The 23,503-nt window shown below is 43.4% G+C and carries 21 protein-coding genes; 8 read left to right on the top strand and 13 right to left on the bottom strand.

The window, feature by feature from the left end; genetic code table 11:
• Positions 1–10: 10 nt before the first annotated feature.
• Entirely contained in the window at positions 11–1,072 is a 1,062-nt protein-coding gene (locus FFF34_009040; protein ID TSD67517.1) for a hypothetical protein, read from the bottom strand.
• Positions 1,073–1,136: 64 nt separating this feature from the next.
• Between FFF34_009040 and FFF34_009035 the strand changes: the two genes are divergently transcribed.
• Positions 1,137–2,183 (top strand): RluA family pseudouridine synthase, encoded by a 1,047-nt coding sequence (locus FFF34_009035; protein TSD67516.1) that lies wholly within the window; start codon positions 1,137–1,139, stop codon positions 2,181–2,183.
• Positions 2,184–2,291: 108 nt separating this feature from the next.
• Positions 2,292–3,128, top strand: a complete 837-nt coding sequence (locus FFF34_009030) for a 4-amino-4-deoxychorismate lyase (protein ID TSD67515.1) — start codon at positions 2,292–2,294, stop codon at positions 3,126–3,128.
• A 255-nt stretch (positions 3,129–3,383) separates the two neighbouring features.
• Here the strand turns inward: FFF34_009030 and tnpA are convergent, their stop codons facing one another.
• From tnpA to FFF34_009010, 4 genes are read right to left on the bottom strand one after another with little or no spacing between them, the layout of a single operon-like run.
• Entirely contained in the window at positions 3,384–3,845 is a 462-nt protein-coding gene (tnpA, locus tag FFF34_009025) for an IS200/IS605 family transposase (GenBank protein ID TSD67514.1), read from the bottom strand.
• A gap of 24 nt (positions 3,846–3,869) precedes the next feature.
• Positions 3,870–4,664: a DUF3050 domain-containing protein gene (locus FFF34_009020; protein ID TSD67513.1), complete on the bottom strand. Its 795-nt coding sequence runs from the start codon at positions 4,662–4,664 to the stop codon at positions 3,870–3,872.
• Between the two features lie 53 nt (positions 4,665–4,717).
• Entirely contained in the window at positions 4,718–5,635 is a 918-nt protein-coding gene (locus tag FFF34_009015; GenBank protein ID TSD67512.1) for a methionyl-tRNA formyltransferase, read from the bottom strand.
• A 56-nt stretch (positions 5,636–5,691) separates the two neighbouring features.
• The gene (locus tag FFF34_009010) at positions 5,692–6,909 is read right to left on the bottom strand and encodes a DUF1343 domain-containing protein (GenBank protein ID TSD68002.1); all 1,218 of its coding nucleotides are present in this window, start codon (positions 6,907–6,909) and stop codon (positions 5,692–5,694) included.
• Between the two features lie 105 nt (positions 6,910–7,014).
• Between FFF34_009010 and FFF34_009005 the strand changes: the two genes are divergently transcribed.
• Positions 7,015–8,235 carry an ABC transporter permease gene (locus tag FFF34_009005; protein ID TSD67511.1) on the top strand — a complete coding sequence of 407 codons (1,221 nt, stop codon included), beginning with the start codon at positions 7,015–7,017 and terminating at the stop codon, positions 8,233–8,235.
• Positions 8,236–8,265: 30 nt separating this feature from the next.
• Here FFF34_009005 and FFF34_009000 read toward each other — a convergent pair whose 3' ends face one another.
• The 7 genes from FFF34_009000 to FFF34_008970 all read right to left on the bottom strand — a co-directional run bounded on the left by FFF34_009000 (position 8,266) and on the right by FFF34_008970 (position 16,671).
• Positions 8,266–11,799: a hypothetical protein gene (locus FFF34_009000; GenBank protein ID TSD67510.1), complete on the bottom strand. Its 3,534-nt coding sequence runs from the start codon at positions 11,797–11,799 to the stop codon at positions 8,266–8,268.
• 248 nt (positions 11,800–12,047) lie between these two features.
• The gene (locus FFF34_008995; GenBank protein TSD67509.1) at positions 12,048–13,475 is read right to left on the bottom strand and encodes a hypothetical protein; all 1,428 of its coding nucleotides are present in this window, start codon (positions 13,473–13,475) and stop codon (positions 12,048–12,050) included.
• Positions 13,468–14,022, bottom strand: a complete 555-nt coding sequence (locus FFF34_008990; GenBank protein TSD67508.1) for an RNA polymerase sigma factor — start codon at positions 14,020–14,022, stop codon at positions 13,468–13,470. Before FFF34_008990 ends, FFF34_008995 begins: the two co-directional genes overlap by 8 nt.
• A gap of 138 nt (positions 14,023–14,160) precedes the next feature.
• Positions 14,161–14,601: a hypothetical protein gene (locus FFF34_008985; protein TSD67507.1), complete on the bottom strand. Its 441-nt coding sequence runs from the start codon at positions 14,599–14,601 to the stop codon at positions 14,161–14,163.
• 54 nt (positions 14,602–14,655) lie between these two features.
• Positions 14,656–15,459: a nucleoside triphosphate pyrophosphohydrolase gene (gene mazG / locus FFF34_008980; protein ID TSD67506.1), complete on the bottom strand. Its 804-nt coding sequence runs from the start codon at positions 15,457–15,459 to the stop codon at positions 14,656–14,658.
• A gap of 133 nt (positions 15,460–15,592) precedes the next feature.
• The gene (gene mnmD, locus FFF34_008975) at positions 15,593–16,282 is read right to left on the bottom strand and encodes a tRNA (5-methylaminomethyl-2-thiouridine)(34)-methyltransferase MnmD (GenBank protein ID TSD67505.1); all 690 of its coding nucleotides are present in this window, start codon (positions 16,280–16,282) and stop codon (positions 15,593–15,595) included.
• Positions 16,283–16,338: 56 nt separating this feature from the next.
• Positions 16,339–16,671: a hypothetical protein gene (locus FFF34_008970; protein ID TSD67504.1), complete on the bottom strand. Its 333-nt coding sequence runs from the start codon at positions 16,669–16,671 to the stop codon at positions 16,339–16,341.
• A 142-nt stretch (positions 16,672–16,813) separates the two neighbouring features.
• Between FFF34_008970 and FFF34_008965 the strand changes: the two genes are divergently transcribed.
• The 4 genes from FFF34_008965 (at position 16,814) to FFF34_008950 (ending at position 20,450) form a co-directional block, all read left to right on the top strand.
• Entirely contained in the window at positions 16,814–17,635 is an 822-nt protein-coding gene (locus tag FFF34_008965; protein ID TSD67503.1) for an N-acetylmuramoyl-L-alanine amidase, read from the top strand.
• Between the two features lie 102 nt (positions 17,636–17,737).
• Complete coding sequence (locus tag FFF34_008960; GenBank protein TSD67502.1) at positions 17,738–18,844, top strand: Gfo/Idh/MocA family oxidoreductase; 1,107 nt, start codon at positions 17,738–17,740, stop codon at positions 18,842–18,844.
• Positions 18,845–18,967: 123 nt separating this feature from the next.
• A complete protein-coding gene (locus FFF34_008955) occupies positions 18,968–19,753 on the top strand; it encodes an alpha/beta hydrolase (protein TSD68001.1) in 786 nt (261 codons plus the stop codon).
• A 118-nt stretch (positions 19,754–19,871) separates the two neighbouring features.
• Entirely contained in the window at positions 19,872–20,450 is a 579-nt protein-coding gene (locus FFF34_008950) for a YceI family protein (protein TSD67501.1), read from the top strand.
• A gap of 74 nt (positions 20,451–20,524) precedes the next feature.
• Here FFF34_008950 and FFF34_008945 read toward each other — a convergent pair whose 3' ends face one another.
• Positions 20,525–20,992 (bottom strand): DUF2147 domain-containing protein, encoded by a 468-nt coding sequence (locus FFF34_008945; GenBank protein ID TSD67500.1) that lies wholly within the window; start codon positions 20,990–20,992, stop codon positions 20,525–20,527.
• Between the two features lie 102 nt (positions 20,993–21,094).
• Here FFF34_008945 and FFF34_008940 point away from each other — a divergent pair, with 102 nt between their 5' ends.
• Positions 21,095–23,491, top strand: a complete 2,397-nt coding sequence (locus tag FFF34_008940) for a beta-glucosidase (protein ID TSD67499.1) — start codon at positions 21,095–21,097, stop codon at positions 23,489–23,491.
• The last annotated feature ends 12 nt before the right edge of the window (positions 23,492–23,503 follow it).

The raw sequence follows: 23,503 nt of genomic DNA, 5'->3' as shown, positions 1-23,503 counted from the left end.
ATGGGGTTTCTTAGAATCCAAAACCAATACCCGCGTTAACTGATGTATATTCTGCTACAGCTGCTGCAGCGTATATACGGAAAAAGCCAAGCTCTAACTGAAAACCGAGATCGGCACGCAAGCCGTTTATGCTTGTTTTTTTAATGCTTACCGGGTCGGTATAGGTGGTGTAATATTTTTGACCAAGAATGGCATCAGTAGTTACAGGGTAATTACCTAATGCAGCTACGTTGGTTTTTGAAGTGTTATAACCAACAGCTAAAAATGGTGTAAACACCGTAAGTTTTTTAGAAATAATGGCCTGTAATTGGAAGTTGTTAAAGTGGCCATCTATACGTTGGTTACTAAAATCAGTTTTAGTGCTCGAGCTTTCGGGCTGTGCATTGCCTTCAGGCTTAACATCCAACGGGATATCTAAATTTAAGCGCGAGTAACCAAATGCAAGGGCCAGGTCAAACGGAACAACTTTAGCCTTTTTACCTAAAATATCGGGCATAATGTTGTGCTTAACACCAAAGCCAAATTGCGATACCGAGCCAATATCATCACCCAACTTAACCTTGGGGATAACGCGTAAGGTAAGATCAGTGTTTTTTATTACACCAACGGTTAGTTGTATTTGCGGTGCAGGGATAATTGGCGTAACACCTTTAGGCATTTTAAACTCACCAACTTTTTGATGGCTGTCGTTGTAAGTGTTTAAGGTGGTTACCGCTTCGTCTTTACCGCCAAAAGTGGCCGTATTGTTTGGCGATCCGGGCTGTACACCTACGTGGTCTGACAGGCCCAGCTGTGTAACATCAAATGATTTTGATGATGCAGGCACAAAGGCGCCGCTTGCTGAGATGCGCAATTCAAATTTCAGCTTTTTTTTTGCTTTAGCTGTGCTGTTCCAGCCACTGTTCATGCCAACACCAAAACCTTTAAATAAAGGTTCGCCATAAGCATTTATCAGTTTGGTTGCATCTGCCGGGCTCGACTTGATAAGGTCGGAGAAACCGCTTTGCGCGTTTACCCTAAAGGCAAAGGCAGATAAAACAATGATTGTGAGGAAGGTAAAGGTTTTTTTCATGGCATAAAAGTAATAGTTTTTTTAAAATCAACGCAAAATAAAAAACAAGTACTTTTGCGCCGGTATGCCGGAAGATATAGACCTATTTGACCAGGAAGAACAGGACCTTTACGAGCACCTTAGGGTGGTGGTAGATAAGGGGCAATCCTTATTGCGCATTGATAAGTTTTTGATGCACCGTATTGAGAATGCATCGCGCAACCGCATACAAAACGCTATTGAACTAAACAATGTGCTGGTTAACGATAAACCTATTAAAGCCAGCTATAAGGTTAAGCCACAGGATGTAATATCGGTAGTATTGCCGCACCCACCGCGCGATACCGAGGTTTACCCCGAAAATATTGCCATTGATATTGTTTACGAAGATGATGACGTGCTGATAGTGAATAAAGCGGCCGGTATGGTGGTGCACCCCGGTTATAATAACTATACCGGTACGCTGGTTAACGCGCTGGTGTTTTATTTTCAGCAATTGCCAACCTTGCCCGGCAACGATGGCCGGCCGGGTTTGGTGCACCGTATTGATAAGGATACATCGGGCCTGCTGCTTATTAGTAAAAACGAGCGCAGCATGAATTACCTGGCCCGCCAGTTTTACGACCATACCATTAACCGCAAGTACATTGCGCTTGCCTGGGGCGATATTGAGCAGGATGGCACGGTTAGCGGCTATATAGGCCGCAGTGTGAACGATAGGAGGGTGATGTCGATATACGATGACCCCGAGAAGGGAAAGTGGGCGGTAACGCATTATAAGGTGCTTGAGCGCATGGGCTATGTTACCCTGATAGAATGCAAGCTGGAAACAGGCCGCACTCATCAGATACGTGCGCACATGCGCCATATAGGCCACCCGCTATTTAGCGATGCCATGTACGGCGGCGATAAAATTTTAAAGGGAACAGTATTTAGCAAGTACCGCCAGTTTGTTGATAATTGTTTTGAAATTATGCCGCGCCAGGCCCTGCATGCGGCTTCGCTTGGGTTTAAGCACCCTTCAAAAAAACAGGACATGTATTTTGAGGCCGCCCTGCCCGCCGATTTTGAAGGCGTTTTAGAAAAATGGCGCAAATACACCAGTGCCAATGCACCGGGTAGCCAGGGGTAGTGGTAATAAATTTAAATTAAGGCAATCTAATTTACAGCATCAGCGTTATTAGCTGTAATATTTACCAACAGAAATCTGCAAATTTGCACAGCTAAAAACTGCACATTAATAATGCCTGTTTACATCAATTTTAACGGAGAGATATTACCTGCAGAGAGCCAGTTGCTTACTGTGGCCAATCGTGCATTTAAATATGGCGATGGCTTGTTTGAAAGTATGCGGCTGATGAAAGGCAAGCTAAAATTTGCCGAATTGCATGCCCAGCGCCTGCAAAAAGGCATGAAAGCGCTTAAAATTGATGGCTATTCGCAGGCCGATACCTGGTTTTTAAAAGATAAGGTAGAGGAGCTTGCCCGCCGCAACAAGGTAAAGCATGGCCGCCTGCGCCTTACCGTTTACCGCGATGCCGAAGGTTTATATACCCCAAGCCAAAACAAAATGGGCTACTGCCTTGAGCTGCAACCCCTTGACGAGCCCCGCTATTTTTTAAACGACAAGGGCCTGATAATGGATGTTTTTAGCGAGCTGCCCAAGCCGTTCAACTACCTGTCAAACATAAAAACATGTAACTCGCTTATTTATGTGATGGCCGCCCTGTATAAGCAGCAAAACCGGCTGGATGATGTTTTTTTACTAAACCAAAACGGCTTTTTGTGCGAAGCCAACAGCTCTAACCTGTTTGTGTGGTACCAAAACCACCTGTATACCCCGGCGCTAAGCGAGGGCTGTGTTGAAGGTGTGATGCGCCAGGTAGTAATAAAGCTGGCCCTTGACAATGGCATACCTGTAACCGAGGCCCAAATAAATGCCGAAGTATTAAACGAAGCCGACGAGGTTTTTTTAACCAACGCCAGCAAAGGCATACAATGGGTAATGGGCTACGGCGTAAAACGCTACTTTAACCGCGTTAGCAAAGGGCTAATGGATGAGTTGAATAAGTTGTAAGGTTGGTTAAGGGTAACCCCTACGGGGCAAAAATTGGTTTCGTTAATCATATTTCTACAAAGCGGTAGTTCCTACGGAACTTTAAAGCGATTATCTATAAAGACTGGTTACTATCAAGTGATAGCTCTATAAAACAGCATAGCATTTTTTTATATAGACAGTTTAATCACAGTAGATATCCCGTAGGGATAACCGCTTTGTAGCAAACAGCAGGAGAAGTAATTTTGCGCCGTAGGTGCTACCCTTAAACCAAGTTTACTCTGGCTGTTTAAATATGTAGCGTTCGTCAAATTCAATATCAAAATTAACAAGCAACTTCCTGTACTCGTCTAAAAATGTAATTTTTTTATGGTGATCCTGCTGATTAGCTATGTATTTCACAACACTATTAATCTGCGATTTACTATAACTAAATGCGCCGTATCCTTCCTGCCATTGAAATTTGGAAGAGGTTAACCCTGTTTTATTTATCCATTCAGAAGAATCTCCCTTAACTAATCTCATCAAATCTGAAATGGATTGGGAGGGATTAAGTCCGATAAAAACATGTACATGGTCGGGCATATTGTTTATTGCCAATATTTTATGATTGTTGTTTTGTACAGTTGCTGTAATATATAACCTTAACCGCTCATCCCATTCAGCATTTAACAATGCCGAACGATTTTTAACAGCGAAAACTATATGTACATAAAGTTGAGTATAAGTATTAGGCACAATTAAAATTACATAATTTTATTATTACCCTTCCACTACTTCCGCTTTTATATTAGTCAGGATGCCATCCCATAGCGCTATGCGTGCTTGTAAGGCTTGTTTAACTGCGGTGGTTGCTTCAATCCATTTATTTTCATCATCGCCGCACAGTTCGGCGGTCATTTGGTAGGCCAGTTGCGAGTGGTGGTCGCCGTCAACCTCTATATGGCGCTCCAGGTAGTATAGCAGTATCTCCACCTTACCGGGTAGCTGGCCGTTTAGCTTTTTAACCATTTCTATAAACATGCCGGGTATCAGGTCCTCGCGGCCAAACGTAAATACGGCGGCCTGTAAAAAGCTTTTATTGGTGGCTATCACCTCAAAGGTGTGTTTAACAAAGTTGTAGGCTGCAATGGGTATATCCGCGTTTTTTAGGGCGGTAGTAACATCCGTATATTTGCTAAGCTGGTAAAACAACGATACAATGCCCGATGTATCGGCGCCGGCTTGTTCCATTGCCTGTATGTATAATTCAAAATGGCTGGTACGGCGGCCGGTATGGTCAACATCGCTTTCTTCGCCGGTTACAATTTCGTTAATAAGGTAGCGGGTGTTGGCATTGCCTACGGGCATCCACGGCAGGGAGGTGCAAGTTAGGTTTTGTTGCAAAGCCTTAAGTAACGACATAAAATCCCAAACAGCAAACAGGTGATGCTGCATGAAAACATGCAAATCGTCTATGCTGTTTATGTGATTGTATAATTGGTGGCTTATTAACTGTTGGCGTAAGGGGGCAATCTCGGCTTGTAAGCGGGCTATTCGGCTATCGGTAAATGTCATGATATATTATATAACGGCAAAAGTAAACTTTTGGATGTATTAGAAAACGACTATCACAATTTATTACCCCTCAAAAACTCTTCAATCCCCATGCGTTTTTTGCCTTCCAGCTGCACATCGGTAAGGCTTACAAAACCATCTTTGGTGGCAAATTTAAGGTGGGTTTTGTTGTTGGTGATAAAGCCGCCGGCGGCTATACCAGGTTCGGTAAGCTCATATTCGGCACCGTATATTTTTAATACCTTATCGTTGAGCAGGGTATAGGCAGTAGGCGATGGGCTTAGTCCGCGTATAAGGTTATACACATGTTCGGCAGGTTGGTTAAAATCAACCAGGCAATCGGCTTTAAATATTTTAGGGGCATGCTTTAGTTCTATCCCTTCGGCCAGTTGCTCCTGCGGGTGTTCGTTATAGCGGCCGCTCTCGATACCCTTTACCGTTTTTACCAGCAATCCTGCGCCTTTGTTCATCAGGCGATCGTGCAGCTCGCCGGCGGTTTCCGTGCCGGTTAGGGTAACTTTTTCGGTAAATAATATATCGCCGGTATCAATGTCGTGTTTTAAGAAGAAGGTTGTTACGCCGCTTTCCTTTTCGCCGTTGATGATGGCCCAGTTAATAGGGGCAGCACCACGGTATTGGGGCAATAAAGAGGCATGCAAATTAATAGTGCCCTTTGGCGGCATGTTCCAAACTACTTCGGGCAGCATTCTAAAGGCTACCACCACTTGCAGATCGGCTTGCAGGGCTTGCAGTTCTGTCAAAAAATCCGAATTTTTCAACTTTTCGGGCTGCAGGCATTTAATGCCATTGGCATCAGCATACTGCTTAACGGCAGATTGGTTTACCTTTTGCCCCCGGCCGGCAGGTTTATCGGGTGCGGTTACTACGGCAACTACATCGCAACCTGCTTTAATTAAGGCATCAAGCGATGCTACTGCAAACTGGGGCGTACCCATAAATATAATTCTCATATACCTTTTACATAATGGCCCTAAGCCATGGTTAAGAACGAAAACCGCCGCTGTGCCTATTTATACAACAGGTATTTGGCGCGTGTTACTTTAAATGCCGATAGCGATGGTTCCCAGCTGGCACGTATCTCGGCCTCGGTTTTACCTCCTACTATTTGCTGCTGCAATGTTTTGCTGCCTGCCAGTTTAGTAAAATAGGGGATAAAAAAGTGCTCCTTATCCGGGTACTGGTTATACATATCTATCAACCATGCTAAATTAAGTCTTCCATTACTCAGGATGGTTTGCATATTGTAATTTTTAAGGTCGATGCCATAGCAAACCTGGTCTTTTAGGGGCGGGTTTTCGCTCATTCCGGGTATACTTACCGGTTTAAACGAAAAACTATACTTGTCTTTTAGCAAAGGGCTGCCCAGTATCTGGAAAGGGAACATGGTGCCCCTGCCCAAGCTAATGTTAGTGCCCTCGAAAAAGCAGATGTGCGGGTACAGCAATATCGACTGTGCCGAATTTAAATTAGGCGATGGGCTAACCGGCAAAACATAGCGCATGTTGTGCGCGTAGTTGGCTATCTTAATTATTTTAAGCTTGCATTGCATCTTGTTTTTTAGCCAGCCTTCGCCATTTATCATTTGGGCATATTCGGCAATGGTCATTCCGTGCGATACGGGTATAGGGTGCATACCCACAAACGAGCGGTAGGCAGTATCCAATGTTGGGCCGTCAACCAGGTAACCGTTAGGGTTCGGCCTGTCCAGTATCATCAGCTCGATATTGTTTTCGGCGCAAGCCTCCATCAGGTAATGCAGGGTAGATATATACGTATAAAACCGGGTGCCAACATCCTGCACATCAAACACCATCAGGTTGATGCCTTTAAGGTCGTCGGGGGTGGGTTTGTAGTGCTTGCCATATAACGATATCACCGGCAGGCCGGTAGCTTTATCAATGTCGTTATTAATGGTAGCGCCATTGCTGGCATCGCCCCTAAAGCCATGCTCGGGGCCGTATATTTTTTTGATGCTGATGCCTGCCTTTAACAAGCTATCAACCACGGGTGTTTTTTTAGGGCCTATAACCGATGTTTGGTTTACCAGCATGCCCACGTTTTTACCCTTAAGGTAAGCAATGTAAACAGGTACCTGCTCGGCAGCGGGTATAATGGCTTTGGCGCTTTTTACAGTATCGGCAGCAGGGCGGGTAGTGTTGTTGGTAAGCGTTTTGGTATAGTTGTTACAGCTTAAAATAATACTGCCCAGCGCAATAATTGGCATTAATAACTTCATCCTAATTATAATTTTATAATGTAAAGCAAATTTAAAAGCAGTATGTTTAGTACTAAAAACGCATATTTGCGAAGGTACAAAAATCATTCTGCATTGAGTTTCGCCGGGTTTATATCAAGTCGTATTACGTTTAAATCAAAGCGTACGTTTTCCAAATTAATTGTGCGCATAGCCATAATTGGGATAATGCTGGGCCTTGGGGTAATGATACTGTCGTTAGCCGTTATAAAGGGATTTAAACAGGAGATACGCGAAAAAGTTCGAGGTTTTTCTGGCGATATCCAAATTGTAAAGGCCGACTTGAACAATTCGTACGAAAACTCGTCATTTACCGATAGCGCCAATGTTTTAAATAAAGTTGGCAAGCTTAGCCGCGTTTACAGCATTACACCTTACGCTACAAAACCCGGTATTATTAAAGCCAACGGCGAAATTGAGGGCGTAGTTTTAAAGGGAGTAGATAAAACATACAACTGGGAGTATCTTAAAAAAGCGCTGGTGGCCGGCATGGTTATCGATTTTAAAGATTCGGTTGCGGCTAATACGCAGATAATGATATCGCAGATAACAGCCAACCGTTTAAAGCTAAAGGCAGGCGATGACCTGCTGATGTACTTTATACAGGACCCGCCGCGCAAACGAAAATTGAAAATTGTAGGCATATTTAACGTAGGCGTTGACGAGGTGGATAAAACCTTTGTTGTAGGCAACCTTAGCCTTATAAAACGCCTTAACGACTGGAATGACCACGAAGTTGGCGGCTACGAAGTAAGAGTAAAAAACTTTGATGTGATAAACACAGCAGCCAATGATATTGATAATCAATTGCCGGTTTATCTGCGATCGTACACCATAACAGATAATTACCCCACCATATTTGAGTGGCTGGGCCTGCTGGATGTAAACACCGTAGTAATGCTGGTGCTAATGACGGCTGTAGCGGTTATCAACATGATATCGGCCTTGCTGATAATGATATTGGAACGCACCGCCATGATAGGCATGTTTAAGGCCATGGGCGCCGGTAACTGGCTTATTCAAAAGATATTTTTATACAACGCAGCTTACTTAATAGGGGTGGGATTGCTTTTGGGGAATTTACTGGGCCTTGGGCTTGGCTATTTCCAGGGGGCTACACACTTTTTTAAGCTTGACCAGGCCAGCTACTACATGACCTTTGTACCCATTAAAATAGACTGGAGCGATGTGCTATTACTTAATATTGGCACGCTAACAATTTGCCTGCTGGTACTCGTCATACCATCTATGCTGGTTAGCCGTATATCGCCGGTAAAAGCCATCAGGTTTAAATAAAAAGCCCCGCACATGAAGGGCTTAAATGGTCTATTTAATAAGGATATACCCCGTTAACCGTTTACTTTCGGTACTGTCTTTATAAGTAAGGATGTAGTAATACGTCCCCGGTTTTTGCATTGCCCCCTTTTTGGAGTGCCCGTCAAATACTCTGTTTTGGTTATCATATCCTTTTACCTCGTAAACGCTGTTTCCGTTAACATCCATTACGCTTAAAGTATTATCCGGATAGTTTTGGATATTGGCAATGTTTAGCACATCGTTTATACCATCGCCATTGGGCGATAGGGCGCTGCTAACTATGGGTTGTGCAGGCACATCAATATCATTCAACTTTACCGACGATGCAGCCACCGTTAGTTTACCGGCTACATAAGTAATTAGATAATTACTACTCGCAGCTCCGCTTGCAGTAATAACATAGCTGCCTGCTTTTGACGATGTAACCGCCGTGGTTACCAGTTTGGGTTGGGTGCCGAGGTCATTTTTATCATCTCCATTAACAAAGCCTTTGTAGGTTGCCGTTAGCGCCGGGTTGGCCTGGCCTGCTTTTTTGGTTTTGTTATCGGCGGTTATGGTAAGCGGCGCTTTAATTACTGTAAGTGTTTGAGTGATACTTTTTGCCGCGGTATATGTAGTATTACCGGCCTGGCTGGCAAAAATGGTTGCCGTACCCACACCTGTAATATGTAGCTTGCCGCTAACAATAGTAGCTACTTTTGCATTTGAACTGGTATAGGCAACAGGTAAACCGGATGAAGCTGCGGCAGGTGAAAAATCGGCATCGCCGTATTTTTTGGCGACCGTTGGAAAAGTAATAATTTGGCTTGCCTTATTTACCGTTATAGTACGGGTTACATGTTGTATTGCAGTGTAGTATGCGTTACCCGATTGCGTAGCTGTAATATTGGTTTCGCCAGCGCCATTGATGTGCAGTTTATTATTGATGACAGAAATTACGTTAGGGTTTGAACTGGTATAGCTGATGGGTAATGACGAACTTATGATAGCTGGAGAAAAGTCCGCATCGCCTATGTATTTATTAGCAGTGTTAAATTGGAGTGTTTGAATACCCTTATTTACAACCATAACCACTCTATTTGATGCTGGTTCATACTCTTTAGTACCAAATTGACTTGCAATTATTTCTGCTTTACCCGGCTTTATTATATGAAACTTATTATTAACCACCGAGATTATTTCGCTGTTTAACGTATAAAATGTTAGAGGTAGTCCGGACGAATTTACGGCTGGAATAAAATCAGGGTCGCCATAATTTTTACTTTCCGTATTGAATGTGATGGTTTGTTGTTTTAGTGTAACGACGGTTACCACAGAAAAAGAACGAGCTGCGGCATATATGGCGTTCCCTTGCTGTTTTAAATAAAATCTTGCGTTCCCTGCCTTAGTATTATTAGGTTTGATCTTGTTGCCTATGATAGTATAAACATCTTTAGGAAGCGACTCCATCAATGTTAATGAAACAGGAAGATTTGATGATGCCGTTGCAACAACAAATGCCGAATCGCCAATGGATGACACCCATTTTACAACTTTTATTGTTTGTGGCAACTTGTTTACTGTTAGGGCGTTGCTTGCATTAACTACACTGAAATTATCATTACCCGCCTGCGTTACTGTTATTGTTGATGTCCCTGCACCAATAATGTGTATTTTATTATTTGTAATGATAGCTACTTTGGAGTTTGAACTGCTATATGTTACTGACAAACCGGATGATGCTGTTGACGGGCTGAAATCAGCGTCTGTTACAAACCTAGTAAGCAGGCCAAACGTAATAGTTTGTGGCGCTTTGGCTATGGTAAGCGCTTTGATTACGCTTGTTGCTGCATTATATATATCATTACCTGCCTGGCTGGCGGTAATGTTAGCTGTACCTGCCCCTACTATATGTATTTTACCATTTACAATGGTAGCCACATTGTTGTTGCTGCTATTGTAAGTTATTGCCAGTTTTGATGAGGCAGTAGCAGGTGAAAAATCCCCATCGCCATAGGTTTTGCTTTGGGCTGCAAGCGTTATGGTTTGGTTTTGTTTAGCGCGTGTTATGGTAATGGTATACTGGTAGTCTACCCCCTGCGGCTGCACCACTAAGGTGTTTACGCCCACTTTTATAGAGCTGTTATAGCCGGTATTGGTATTTGGCGGGTTTGTAGTAATTCCGTTAAGGATTGATTTGACTGCGCCCAGCGAAACATAGGTTTGCTCAAACGGCACCGAAACGCTATACAAATAATTAACACCCGATTTGCCCTGGTACACCAGCACGCTACCCGTATTAATGGCTGGCGCGGGCGGATACGCATCGCGGTTTACCACAAGGGTGTAGGTTGTAGTTGGTGAATTGGCCGCGGCTACCTGTATGGTAAAAGTATTTGACGTGCCCACGTTAAGCGGCACTTTTACTACGGCGTTTCTGTCATGCTCAACACCATTTATAGTTACGTTTACGCTATCGTTAGCTACCAGCGGCTGTATGTTTATCTCATTAACCTCGGCGCCCACCTTGGCTGTGTAGCTAAAGGTTTGTGAGTTAAATACGGGCGTTACTGTGCCGGCACTTAAACTGATGCCGGATAACCTGGTTTTACCAGCCAATTTATTTATCAATAGCGTATAGGTTTTTACTGCTGCATCTGTTCCGGTCACTTTTATAGCTATCGTATTATTGCCCAGCGTAAGGGGTAATATAAGGGTGCCGGATACAGGTAAGTTGTTAACTTGTATGCTTGCGCCTAAATTGGCTACAATTGGTAATAGCGCTATACTGCTTATATCGTCGCTTACTGTGGCGGTGTAGTTAAAAGTAGTTGGATCAAATAGGGTAGAGAAACTTACGTTTGATGTAAGATTGCTTAACAGGGCCGTTGCGCCAAGCCTTTTTACCGTGATATTGTACGTTTTTACAATATCGTCGCTAGTTTGTATAGTTACACTAATGGGCGTAGGGCTAAGCTGTAAAGTAAGGTTATTTGAAGGGTTGCCAGATAGCACGATATCTCCGTTAACTTTAATAGCCGCCGCGATGGCGTTGGCAGTTGGCGTTACTTTTATGGATGAAGTAGCCAATGGTACAGTTACCTTATAATTAAGCGAATCGGGTGAAAATGCCGGCGACAGCGTACCCGTGCTTAGCACAATAGCGGTTAGGATATTTTTTTTACGGTATACATTAATTGTATAAGTTGCTGCTACTACGCTATCGGGCCCGGTAATAATTATATTGATAGCATTTTGCCCAACGGTTAGCGGTATATTTAACGGGATACCTGAGGCAATCGTAATGCCCTCAATTTTAATGTTAAGGCCAGTACTGTCCGTTAACGGCGTTAACATTAATGAGCTTACCTCAAACCCAACGCTATCAACCGAGTAATTGTATGTATTGCGGTCAAAGCCTGGCACCAACTGTTTGCCTGATATGGTTAAGCCCGAAAGTAAAGGCTGGTTTACAGGCGGCTCTTGAGCAAAACAATTAGCTGCACCAACTGATAATGTTAAAAAGAAGAATAGAAATGTAGTTTGAGAAAAAAGTTTAAGCATAAAAAAAGCATAGGTTACCTATTTGAAGATACGGCAATACCATGCTTTTACATATCAAGGCATTTGGGTCTTCATATGTAAATGATAGTATAGGTTTAATCAAAATATTCGCTTATAAAACTATAAAATTGTATTGAGTTATGCAGGGCTCTGATAGTTATTTAATAAGTATATACCCCGTGAACCGTTTACTTTCTATACTAAGCCTAAAGTTGTTGTTGCCGGAGAATGGAGGAGGGCGCGCGCGCCTATTTTTTGACCCCTTTAAAATTAAACTTAAGGTTTAAACCACCTGCACCAAAGTTTATCTGCTGCGTGCCTAAACCACCTAAAGGGTATTTTAAAAAAGGCTCAAAAATCAGTCGGTTACTTTTGCCAACCGGTACACCCACACCAAAGGCAATGTTTAAGGTTTTACCAAAATAAAAGTTGTTAAAGCTTTTACGGGTAGTCTCATTTTCGGTAGTGGTTGATGCTGTGGTTATAATATTTTTATTAGCGTCGGCGCTGGTGTAGGTATAGTTGTAAGTGTAGGTGTAGCGCTCGTCTATAAACGTACCCGAACTTAAGCCCGCTGATATATAGGTATCTGATTTTTGCGGATTAAACTCGTATTTAATATTTACAGGTATATCTAAGCCAACCAGGCTGGCATTATAGTTACGGAATTGCGGTACAGCTGCAGATACGGCAAACAACCCGTCGGACCGTATTTGCGCCGGTGCAGATGCTACCAGGGCAACACCATTTGTGACAGGCGGTGTATTATCGTAGCTTAAGGTATTTTGTGCCAATGCAAGGCCTGTAGATAACTTTAAATTTTTGGTCAGCTTAATATCCGAGGTAAAACCGGCACCGGCGTTCATTTGGTTTTTACTGCCTTCGGCATAGTTAAAGTAGGTAGCAGCGTATACGCTAAAGGCTACCTTGCGGGTGTCTTGTTTATTACTCGCTTGCTTTTTGTAAGGCTGTTGTGCTTGTTCTTCGGCAAGTAATTGGGTAATGGTTTTAGTGGATTGCCTGGCAGCGGCCATGCTGTTGGTTTTATTATCGGTAAGCGGCGGTTGTGCTGCTATTACCTGTGCAGATGTATTATCAACCTTATGCGGCTCGGCTTTGGCTATTTGCGGGGTTGTTACAGGTAAAGTAGTAGTAGTTTTTTGGGTATCAACCGGGTTAGTAACACCTGCTGCTGTATTATTTTTAGGTAATACAGCAGCGGTGTAAGCTTTTGTAGGGGTTACTGGTATATAGGTATTTGCAGGGCCAAAATTGGTATGGGTGTTTTTACCTGCAGGGCTGGCATATGGTTTTGCAGATAAAGCACCGTTTTGTTTAGCGGAATTATTTGTTGCAGGGGCACTATTTAGCGCAATGCTGTTGGTAGCGTTGGTAACAGTATCGGCTTTGTTTGGTTGTGGTTTAACAGCCGGCTTTGCAGCTACTACATCATTGTTTTTGGTGGGTTTGTTATCGTACCATAAGCCTACACCTAAAAACACAAGCAAAACAGCGGCAGCGCTGCCCCACCATAGCCACACAACTTTATTGCGGCTTTGTTGCGCCGGGAATTTCTCCCTTAGCTTCATCCAGCCCTCATCAGCGCCCGGATGTTCAAAATTTTCAAACACGTCCCTGATGTGGTCTGTTAGTTTATTATCAAACTGCTCATCCATGGCTTTGTGCTTCTGTAGTAATTAACTGTCTCAATTTATCTTTCGCCCTGCTTAAATATACCCTTGATGAGCTTGCAGGAAGGTTTAAAATTTTACCGATCTCATCATGGTTGTACCCGTCTATCTCGTACATGTTAAAAATAGTAAGCTGAATTTCGGGTAACTTTTTCATCAGCTTTAAAATATCCTGCGCGTTTAAACTGCCAATAACGCTTGCGCTGCTACCCACGCCAATGGCGGTATCTAAATCGGTATTGGCCTGGTGCTTTATTTCTTTACGGCGCCTGTCAATAGCAGTATTTACAATAATAGTGCGCAGCCAGGCCCTAAATGGTTTATCGGTGTTGTACGTATTGATATTATTAAACACTTTTATAAATGCATCGTTAACCACTTCAATGGCATCATCGCTATTTAAACTATAGCGCATACTTATACCCATAGCATAGCCATAAAACTGCTTATACAGCAATTCCTGGTGTTTAAGGCTGCCTTTTTTGCAATTACTGACAATTTCATCTTCAGTAACGCGGTGTAGTAAATGCATTAATAATTATTAATTCCGCTTAAGTTGATATTTGCAATACGCGGTTACGTGCTAAAGTGTAACACGTAAGCAAAATATTATATAGGTAAAGCTTGTGCCGGTTAACCATGCACAAGCTTTTAATTATTTATGCAATATTTAGTTAACCTTTTTAAGGTCGTATTGCAGGCTTAAAGTATCTAACGAATTTGCTACCATCTGTAAAACACTACTACCATCAAAATAATACTGGTAAGTACCCGAAAGGTGCGTTTTTGCAGGCGTGCCTGTTTTAGGATAGGTGTCGTCATCAAAAGCAACATAATTAGCATTGGTGGCAAACCCATAATGCCCTTTACTGCCTGCATGCACAGTAAGTGTATCGCCTAAAACTTTGTAGCCAACGCCCGGTTCAAATACAATATTAATATTAGCCTTTGTCGTATCAATTATTGCGCTGTTGGTACGTTTGTGTAAACGCCTGAATTCGCCCGAATAAGTGCCCGATGGATAAACTCTCGGAACATTCTCGGCAGTCTTTAAACACCCTGATGCTAAGGCAACCAGTACGGGTATTAAGTAAATTAAACTTTTTTTCATATCTATTGTGTTACAATAGCGTTACGTATAAATTAGGCAAACGCTACAATTGGTTTAAACTTTTTTTGCTTCCTCCCAAAAAACATCCATTTCGGCAAGGTTCATATCGTGTAATTGCTTGCCATGCTCCTTTGCCTTGCTCTCCAGGTATTGGAAGCGCTTAATAAACTTACGATTTGTTTTTTCTAAGGCGTCCTCGGGGTTAATATTGATAAAACGGGCATAATTGATCAGTGAAAACAGCAGGTCGCCAAATTCGCCCTCGGCCTTTTCGTGGTCTATATCCTTTTCATCCGTATGGTTAAACTCGTCTTTAAACTCCTGCAGTTCTTCTTCTACCTTGGCCCAAACCTGGTCCTTGTTATCCCAGTCGAATCCTACACCACGGGCCTTTTCCTGTATACGCGATGCTTTCACCAGCGCCGGTAAAGATGCAGGTACCCCGCCTAAAACAGATTTGTTACCCTCTTTAAGCTTAATTTGCTCCCAATTGCGCTTTACGTCGTTTTCGTCGGCTACTTCGGTATCGCTGTAAATATGCGGGTGGCGGTTTATTAGCTTGTCGCAAATGCCGTTTAGTACGCCGGTTATATTAAAATCATTAGTTTCGGATGCTATGCGCGAGTAAAAAACCAGGTGCAGCATTATATCACCCAACTCCTTTTTTATTTCATCCATATCGCCGCTTAGTATAGCATCAGATAGTTCGTAGGTTTCTTCTATGGTTAAATGGCGCAGGCTTTCCAGAGTTTGCTTTTTGTCCCATGGGCAATTGATACGCAGGTCGTCCATAATGCTAAGCAAGCGTTGAAACGCTGCTGATGGATCATGAGCGGTAACAGGTGGTATAAGTGGCATAGTGTATAGTTATATACAAATATAATTAGTTTGCAGTTTGCAGTGTGCAGTTGGCGCGTAATAGTTTGCAATATGCAGTTTGCACATTGCTTTTTTAATCAGCTTGCCCAACAATATGCTAACTGCAAACCGTTTACTGCAAACTGCTTACTGCTCTCAGCATTTCGCGTTTGCCGGGTGCACCGGGGGCTTTTTCAACCTTTAGGCCTAAAGCTTTAATCGTTCGTTTTAGGTTGCCGGTAATGGCATAGGTAACAAACACACCGCCGGGCTTTAAAAATTTAAGGGTATGAGTGATAGCGGCTTCGTCCCACATTTCGGGCTGGTGCACCGCCGCAAAAGCGTCAAAGTAAATTACATCAAAACGTTCGTCGGTCCTAAAATCCATTAGTTTGCGCGCGACAAGTTGTAATTGGCAGGTATCGTTAACCTTTACCGGGCCCAATAAAGCCTGGCGGTAACTATTTAAAAAGCCCTGCCAAATAGGGGTAGGCACATATTGGTCGTAGCCTGTTTCGCTTATCATGGCGGTATCAAGCGGGTATGCTTCAATACCGGTGTAGTTTAAATAAACTTGTTCGGTGGTGCAAAAATCGGCACTGAGTAAAAAGTTGAGGCCTGTACCAAAACCAACCTCTAATACCGATACCTGCGCGGGTATAGTGCCGCAATTGTTTAAAAAGTATGCCAGCCCCGATTGTATAAAAACGTGCCTGCTCTCTTGCAGTGCCCCATGGCGCGAGTGGTAGTTTTCGCCAACATTGGCGTTGTAAATGGTTTTTGAACCATCGGCAGTAGTAACAATTTGTAAATGGCCGGTCATAGTAGGTGTTAAAGCTAAAAATAATTTACAGTTAATATTAGCCTTGCAACAACTAATTATGCCACCATTGCCAGCAAACGGTTAAGCTGTGAGCAGTAATCGGGTAACGATATTTTGCCTTTATCGTAATTGGCAACCAGTTCGTCAAGCTGTTGTGCAATTTGCTTGTGCGCTATTGCATTATCGCTGCATTTTTTTTTAATAGTATGTAATTTGTCGCCTGTAGCCTGTTGCTCAAACAATGGTTTTACATCGCGTGTTGATGCCATTATGCGGTTAAGCTTTTGCCTTTGTATTGTGTCGAACTTTAAAATTAAATATACAATAACCGACCCTATAACCAGGAAAAAGCAAAAAGTAAATAATGATGATGAAAATAATTCGCTCATAATAGCAGCCTCCTCATTGTAAAATATTACCGTTATTACGATATAAGCAACACATAGGTTTCAACGAATTTTATTTTTAGAGCAGCAAATGTTAAATGATATTGATACCTAATGTTTTAAACAAACGCTTTACCTTTGCGCCATGCCACCAAAGCACTTTACTGCATTTAAAATATATTGCATAGTATTATTTATAGGGTTTGCCACCAGTTTGCCGGCCTTTGCGCAAACCGGCAAACCTAAGCCTACCGAAACCATAAAAACTTTTAGGTTTAAAACTATTGTGATAGACCCCGGGCACGGTGGTAAAGACCCCGGCGCGCATGGCGCCTACTCAAACGAAAAAACCGTTGCCCTAAGCATTGGCAAAAAATTAAAGCAAGCCATAAACGACCAGATGGGCAGCGTTAATGTGATAATGACCCGCAGCACCGATAAGTTTATTGAATTGCACCGCAGGGCCGATATAGCCAACGAAAACAAAGCCAACTTATTTATATCTATCCATTGCAACTCATCGCCCGAGCGGGTGGGCAGCAGGCGCGGGGTGTTATTATTGGTGTATGGTTTTCACCGCAAGCAGGAGCAGTTGGAGGCGCTGCGCGAAAATGCATCTATTTATATTGAAAAGGATTACAAGCAAAAATATAACGGTTACGGCGAAGATGCTGCTGTAAATGCAATTGTGCTGGCGGCTTTTCAGCAACGGTACCGTAAACAAAGCGTGCAGTTTGGCGATCTGCTAAACAACGAATTTAAAGATATTGGCAGGCGAAGCGCAGGCGTAAAAGAACAAGGTGTGCTGGTACTGCAGCAAAGCGGTATGCCCGGTTTGTTAATAGAGACAGGCTTTATCAACAACCCCGACGACGAAAAATACCTCAACTCCGACGAAGGCCAGGATGCCATTGTACGATCTATTGTAAACGCTATAAAGAACTACAAGGATAGCTTTTCTTCCTAACACATTTTAATTGTATACCATCCTGTATATAATAATACTAATAGAGGCACAAATATTGTAGCTTTTGCCGATATTGTGTAACCAAAAAACCTTCTAAAGCTTATGAAACCAAAGTTAAAAACCTCCCGTCGTGATTTTATCCGTAAAGGTTCAATATGTGCCGGCGCGTTATTGCTGGGCTCGGCATTGTCATCGTTGGCCTCGTGTAAATCCGATAAAAAACTGGGTATAGCCCTGGTTGGTTTAGGTGGTTACAGCAGGGGGCAATTGGCCCCTGCCTTGCAGCAAACTAAAAATTGTTACCTGGCAGGCCTGGTAACCGGTACACCTGCAAAAGCGGCAGAATGGTCTAAAAAATATAACATTCCGCAAAAAAACATATACAACTACCAAAACTTTGATGATATAGCCAATAACCCTGATATTGATATTGTATACATTGTGCTGCCCGTATCAATGCATAAAGAGTATACCATACGCGCGGCAAAAGCCGGCAAGCATGTGCTTTGCGAAAAGCCAATGGCATTGAACGCCGCCGAATGTGCCGAAATGATAGCTACCTGCAAGCAAGCCAATAGGCTGTTATCCATAGGTTACCGACTGCACTTTGAGCCGCATACGCTGGAGGTAATGCGCCTTGGCCAAAAGCAGGTGCTGGGTAAGGTAACCAAATTGGATACCGGTAACGGCTTTACCTACAATGGCGACCCTAACGCCTGGCGATTGAAAAAAGCGATAGCCGGTGGTGGCGGGCTAATGGATATGGGTATTTACTCGATACAGGGCTCGCGGTATACATTAGGCCAGGAGCCCGTTGCAGTGAAGGCCACTCAGGAGAAAAAGCGCCCGGATTTTTTTAAAGAAGTTGATGAAACCGTTTTTTGGGAACTGAAGTTTCCGGGAGGTGCCAAAGTTACGGGTAAATCCAGCTATAACAACGATTGGGCCTACCTGCGCGTTGATGCCGAAAAGGGTAATTTTGAATTGGAACCTGCCTATGGGTACGGCGGTTTAGATGGTAAAATAAACGGCAAACCCATGGATATCCCAAATATTAACCAGCAAGCCGCCCAAATGGACGACTTTGCCACCTGTGTAACCCTAAACAAACAAAGCCGTGTACCCGGCGAAGAAGGTTTAAAGGATATGAAAGTGGTTGATGCTATTTACCGCAGCCTGGATAGCGGTAAGTGGGAAGATATTGTTTAGAATATCACCTTGTAAAAGCGTCGTTGTGGCGGTGTTACGCAATCTCCTTTTAATCAAAGCTATACCATCCTATAACAGCTAAATAACTATATTTACCGTATGCAACTTAAACGAATACTGGTAATGGCAGTTATACCACAATTGTTAGCGCTGATAGGCTGCGCTCAAAAAGTGCCTTATGGCCATAACAAAGAGGTGGGCAAGTATTATAATGTGAACGGGGTAAGGCTATATGTAGAGGAATACGGCACCGGGCAACCTTTATTAATGACCCACGGCAATGGCGGCGATATGAGTGCCTTTGCCCAAAATGTACCCTATTTTAGTAAAAAATACCATGTGATTTTGGTGGATAGCCGCGCGCATGGCAAATCAGTTGATAGTGCATCTACACTTACTTTTGAGCAAATGGCTGATGATTTTGCCGCGCTGCTTGATCAAATGAAAATACCCAAGGCCTACGTACTTGGCTGGAGCGATGGCGGCATCAACGCGCTGATGATGGCCATACATCACCGCGATAAGGTGATAAAGCTGGCATCAACAGGGGCAAACATTACACCCGATTCTACCGCGTTTGCACAGGGCACCTGGAAAGAGTGGTTTAAGTATTACACCGCCAACAAAAACAGGATATGGAAAACCCCTAAAGCAAAAAACGACTGGAAGATATTTTTGCTTGATTGGGATCAGCCTAATATACCGTTAAGCGATCTGCAAAAAATCACTACCCCATCTTTTATCATCGCTGGCGACCATGATGTGATTGCCGACAAACACACCCATTTAATACAGGCAAACATACCTAATTCAAAGCTATGGATAGTGCCTAACTCGGGCCATGGTACCCTGGTTGAACATGCTGATGAGTTTAACAAAAGGGTAGATGCCTTTTTTGAAGAGAAATAATATTGTCATCAATTGTTCAAAAAAAGGTGTTTAAACTTATATTTTATTTTATATATAAAACGTTTATCTATCTTTGATTCATAATTAATTGATAAATAACCGAAACAAGACAAAACAAATGAAAAAGACCCTTACCTTATTAGCAGCAGCATTATTTATGCAAACGGCTGTATTTGCGCAAAGCACCTGGAAAGCTGACAAAGCACACTCACACGTTACTTTCACTATCACTCACCTTGCAGTATCTGATGTTGATGGTACTTTTAAAGATTTTGATGCCAGCATAGTTGCAGCAAAACCAGATTTTAGCGATGCCAAATTTAGCTTTACCGCTAACACTGCTTCTGTTAGTACTGATAACGATATGCGCGATAAACACTTAAAATCGCCTGACTTTTTTGAAGTTGATAAATTCCCAACATTGTCTTTTACCAGCACCAGCATTGCACCTGCAGGTACAAACAAATACAAAGTAACAGGTAACTTAACCTTACATGGTGTTACCAAACCGGTTACTTTAGACCTTGTTTACCGTGGTACAATTAACCACCCAATGATGAAAGTGCCTGATGCAGGTTTTAAAGTTACAGGTACCATTAAACGTACCGATTTTGGTTTCGGTAGCAAATATGGCTCACCAATGCTAAGCGACGAAGTAGAACTGAGCGCAAGCGGCGAGTTCTTAAAAGCTAACTAATAATAGTTTTCATATATAAAAGCAAAGGGCCATGGTAATTACCATGGCCCTTTGCTTTTTATGCTTTTAGTTGATTAGTCGGTGTAACGGTGAAAGGTCATGGTTTTGCCAATAAATTTAACATGCCAATAGCCTTTAACCTTAAGCGACCCATCCTTGGCTAAATAAGCCGAAGAATTCCACTTGCGGCCGCTTTTGGCATCGTAAATCATACCATCTTCCCACGAATTACTTTTAGGATTGTAGGTTAGTTTTTCCAAAACATTTAGGCCTAATATTTTGCGGCTGCGCAGTGCGGGGTCGGGATTATGTACATCGGTCCAGGTGGCCATTTTTTTGTTGCCCTCCCCATCATTAAACCATACAATTTTGCCTTTAAATTGGTTATTATCGTCTTTATAAACCTGCACAATAATATTTTTTTGAGCCGATTCCCACTTGCCGCATATCATTTCATCTGCGGCGGTTGGCGCGCTTACTTTGCCGGGGTTACCCGTAAATAATAGCAGAAATAAAAAGCCTGATAGAAACTGGTTACTCATATTAAAGGTCAATTGGCTATTGTTAACGGCATAGCGCAATCATGATGCCAATTTAGCAATTTCTTATATATTTGAGATGTAAACCTATACATCTGCACCTGTATGAAAAAGCTACAACTATTGTTGCCGGTATTAACGCTGGCAATTTCGGCATCGGCACAACAAAAAAATATATACCATAAAGGCTGGGTCGATTTTAATAAGAATGGTAAAATGGATGTTTTTGAAGACCCATCACAAAACATCGAAAAGCGTATAACCGACCTGTTAGGCCAAATGACCGTCGACGAAAAAACCTGCCAGATGGCTACCCTGTATGGTTATAAACGCGTGCTTAAAGACGAGATGCCGGTTGAACGCTGGAAAACCGAAATATGGAAAGACGGTATAGCCAATATAGATGAAGAACTAAACAACCTTACCTCGCATACTGATGATGCGCCTACGCAATATTCTTACCCCTTTAGCAAGCACGCAGCAGCCATAAACACCGTGCAAAAATGGTTTGTTGAAGAAACACGCATGGGTATCCCTGTCGACTTTACCAACGAGGGTATACACGGCCTTAACCACGACCGCGCCACCCCGCTGCCCGCGCCTATAGGCATAGGTAGCACCTGGGACAAAAACCTGGTGCGCCAGGCCGGGCAAACCGTTGGTCGCGAGGCCAAAGCCTTAGGCTATACTAATGTTTACGCGCCTATACTCGACCCTGCCCGCGATCAGCGCTGGGGGCGGGTAGTAGAGTGCTACGGCGAAAACCCCTTTTTGATAGCCGAAATGGGCAAACAAATGGTATTGGGTATACAGGAAGAAGGAGTGGCATCAACCCTTAAACATTATGCTGTATATAGCGTGCCCAAAGGTGGCCGTGATGGCAGCGCCCGTACCGACCCGCATGTGGCACCGCGCGAAATGCACCAGGTATATTTATACCCATTTCGCCGGGTGATACAGGAGGCACACCCCATGGGTGTAATGAGCAGTTATAACGACTGGGATGGCGTGCCCATAACCGGTAGCTATTACTTTTTAACCACTCTGCTTAGGCAGCAGTTTGGCTTTGAGGGCTACGTGGTATCTGATAGCGAGGCGGTGGAGTTTTTGTACAGCAAGCACCATGTAGCTATTGATTATAAAGAAGCCGTGCGCCAGGCGGTTGAGGCCGGCTTAAACGTGCGTACCAATTTTACCATGCCGCAAACTTTTATACTTCCCCTGCGCGAACTGATCAAAGAGAATAAGATATCTATGAAGGTGATTGATTCGCGCGTGGCGGATGTGTTGAGGGTGAAATTCAGGCTGGGTTTGTTTGATTACCCTTATGTAAAAGACCCAAAAGCAGCCGATAAAACTGTACATACCGACGCCGATAAGGCGATGTCGCTTAAAATGAATCGCGAGGCGATGGTTTTACTAAAGAATGAGAACAACCTGCTGCCCCTTGATAAAACTAAACTGAAAAACATACTGGTAACCGGCCCGCTGGCCGCCGAAACCAATTATGCCATTAGCAGGTACGGCCCGTCGCATAACCCAGTAACTACAGTGTTTGATGGTATAAAAAACTATGTTGGTGCCGGTGCAAAAGTAAACTATGTAAAAGGCTGTGATATTATAGATGCCACCTGGCCTGAAAGCGAAATTATAGAAACCCCGCTAACAGCCGCCGAGCAGGCCGGTATTGATTCGGCAGTTGCGCAGGCCAGGCTGTCAGACGTGGTTATAGCCGTTGTGGGTGAGGATGTGGATAGGGTAGGCGAAAGTCTGTCGCGCACGGGATTGAACCTTCCCGGGCGTCAATTAAAGCTTATACAGGCCTTACAGGCAACCGGTAAGCCGGTGGTTATGGTAATGATAAACGGGCAGCCGCTAACCATTAACTGGGAAAACAAATATGTACCTGCCATACTGGAAGCATGGTTCCCCAGTGTGCAAAGCGGGCAGGTAATTGCCGAAACGCTTTTTGGAGACAACAACCCGGGCGGTAAGCTGCCTATTACCTTCCCAAAAACAACCGGACAGATAGAATTTAACTTTCCGTTCAAACCGTCGGCACAGGCCGACCAGGGCGGGCAAAACAGCTGGGGCAAAACCAGCGTAAAGGGTGCCTTGTACCCATTTGGTTATGGCCTTAGCTACACTACTTTTGAATACAGCAACTTGCAGGTATCGCCTGAAAAAGAGAACGCTCAGGGCGATATAACGGTTACAGTGGATGTAACCAACACAGGGCAGCGCAAAGGCGATGATGTAGTGCAGCTATACCTTAAAGACGATATTAGCACCGTAACTACCTATGAATATGACCTGCGCGGATTTGAGCGTGTGAACCTAAACCCCGGCGAAAAGAAAACCCTGCAATTTACCCTGCACCCGGATGACCTGGCCCTGCTGGATAAAAACATGAACTGGACCGTTGAGCCCGGCACCTTCCAGGTATGGATAGGCAGCTCGTCGCAGGATATTAAGCTGAAGAAAAGTTTTACGGTGGAGTAGGCTAATAAGAAA

Origin of the sequence: Inquilinus sp. KBS0705 (genome assembly GCA_005938025.2) — a bacterium.
Lineage (GTDB): Bacteria > Bacteroidota > Bacteroidia > Sphingobacteriales > Sphingobacteriaceae > Mucilaginibacter.
This window is presented reverse-complemented; position numbering and strand designations above follow the sequence as displayed.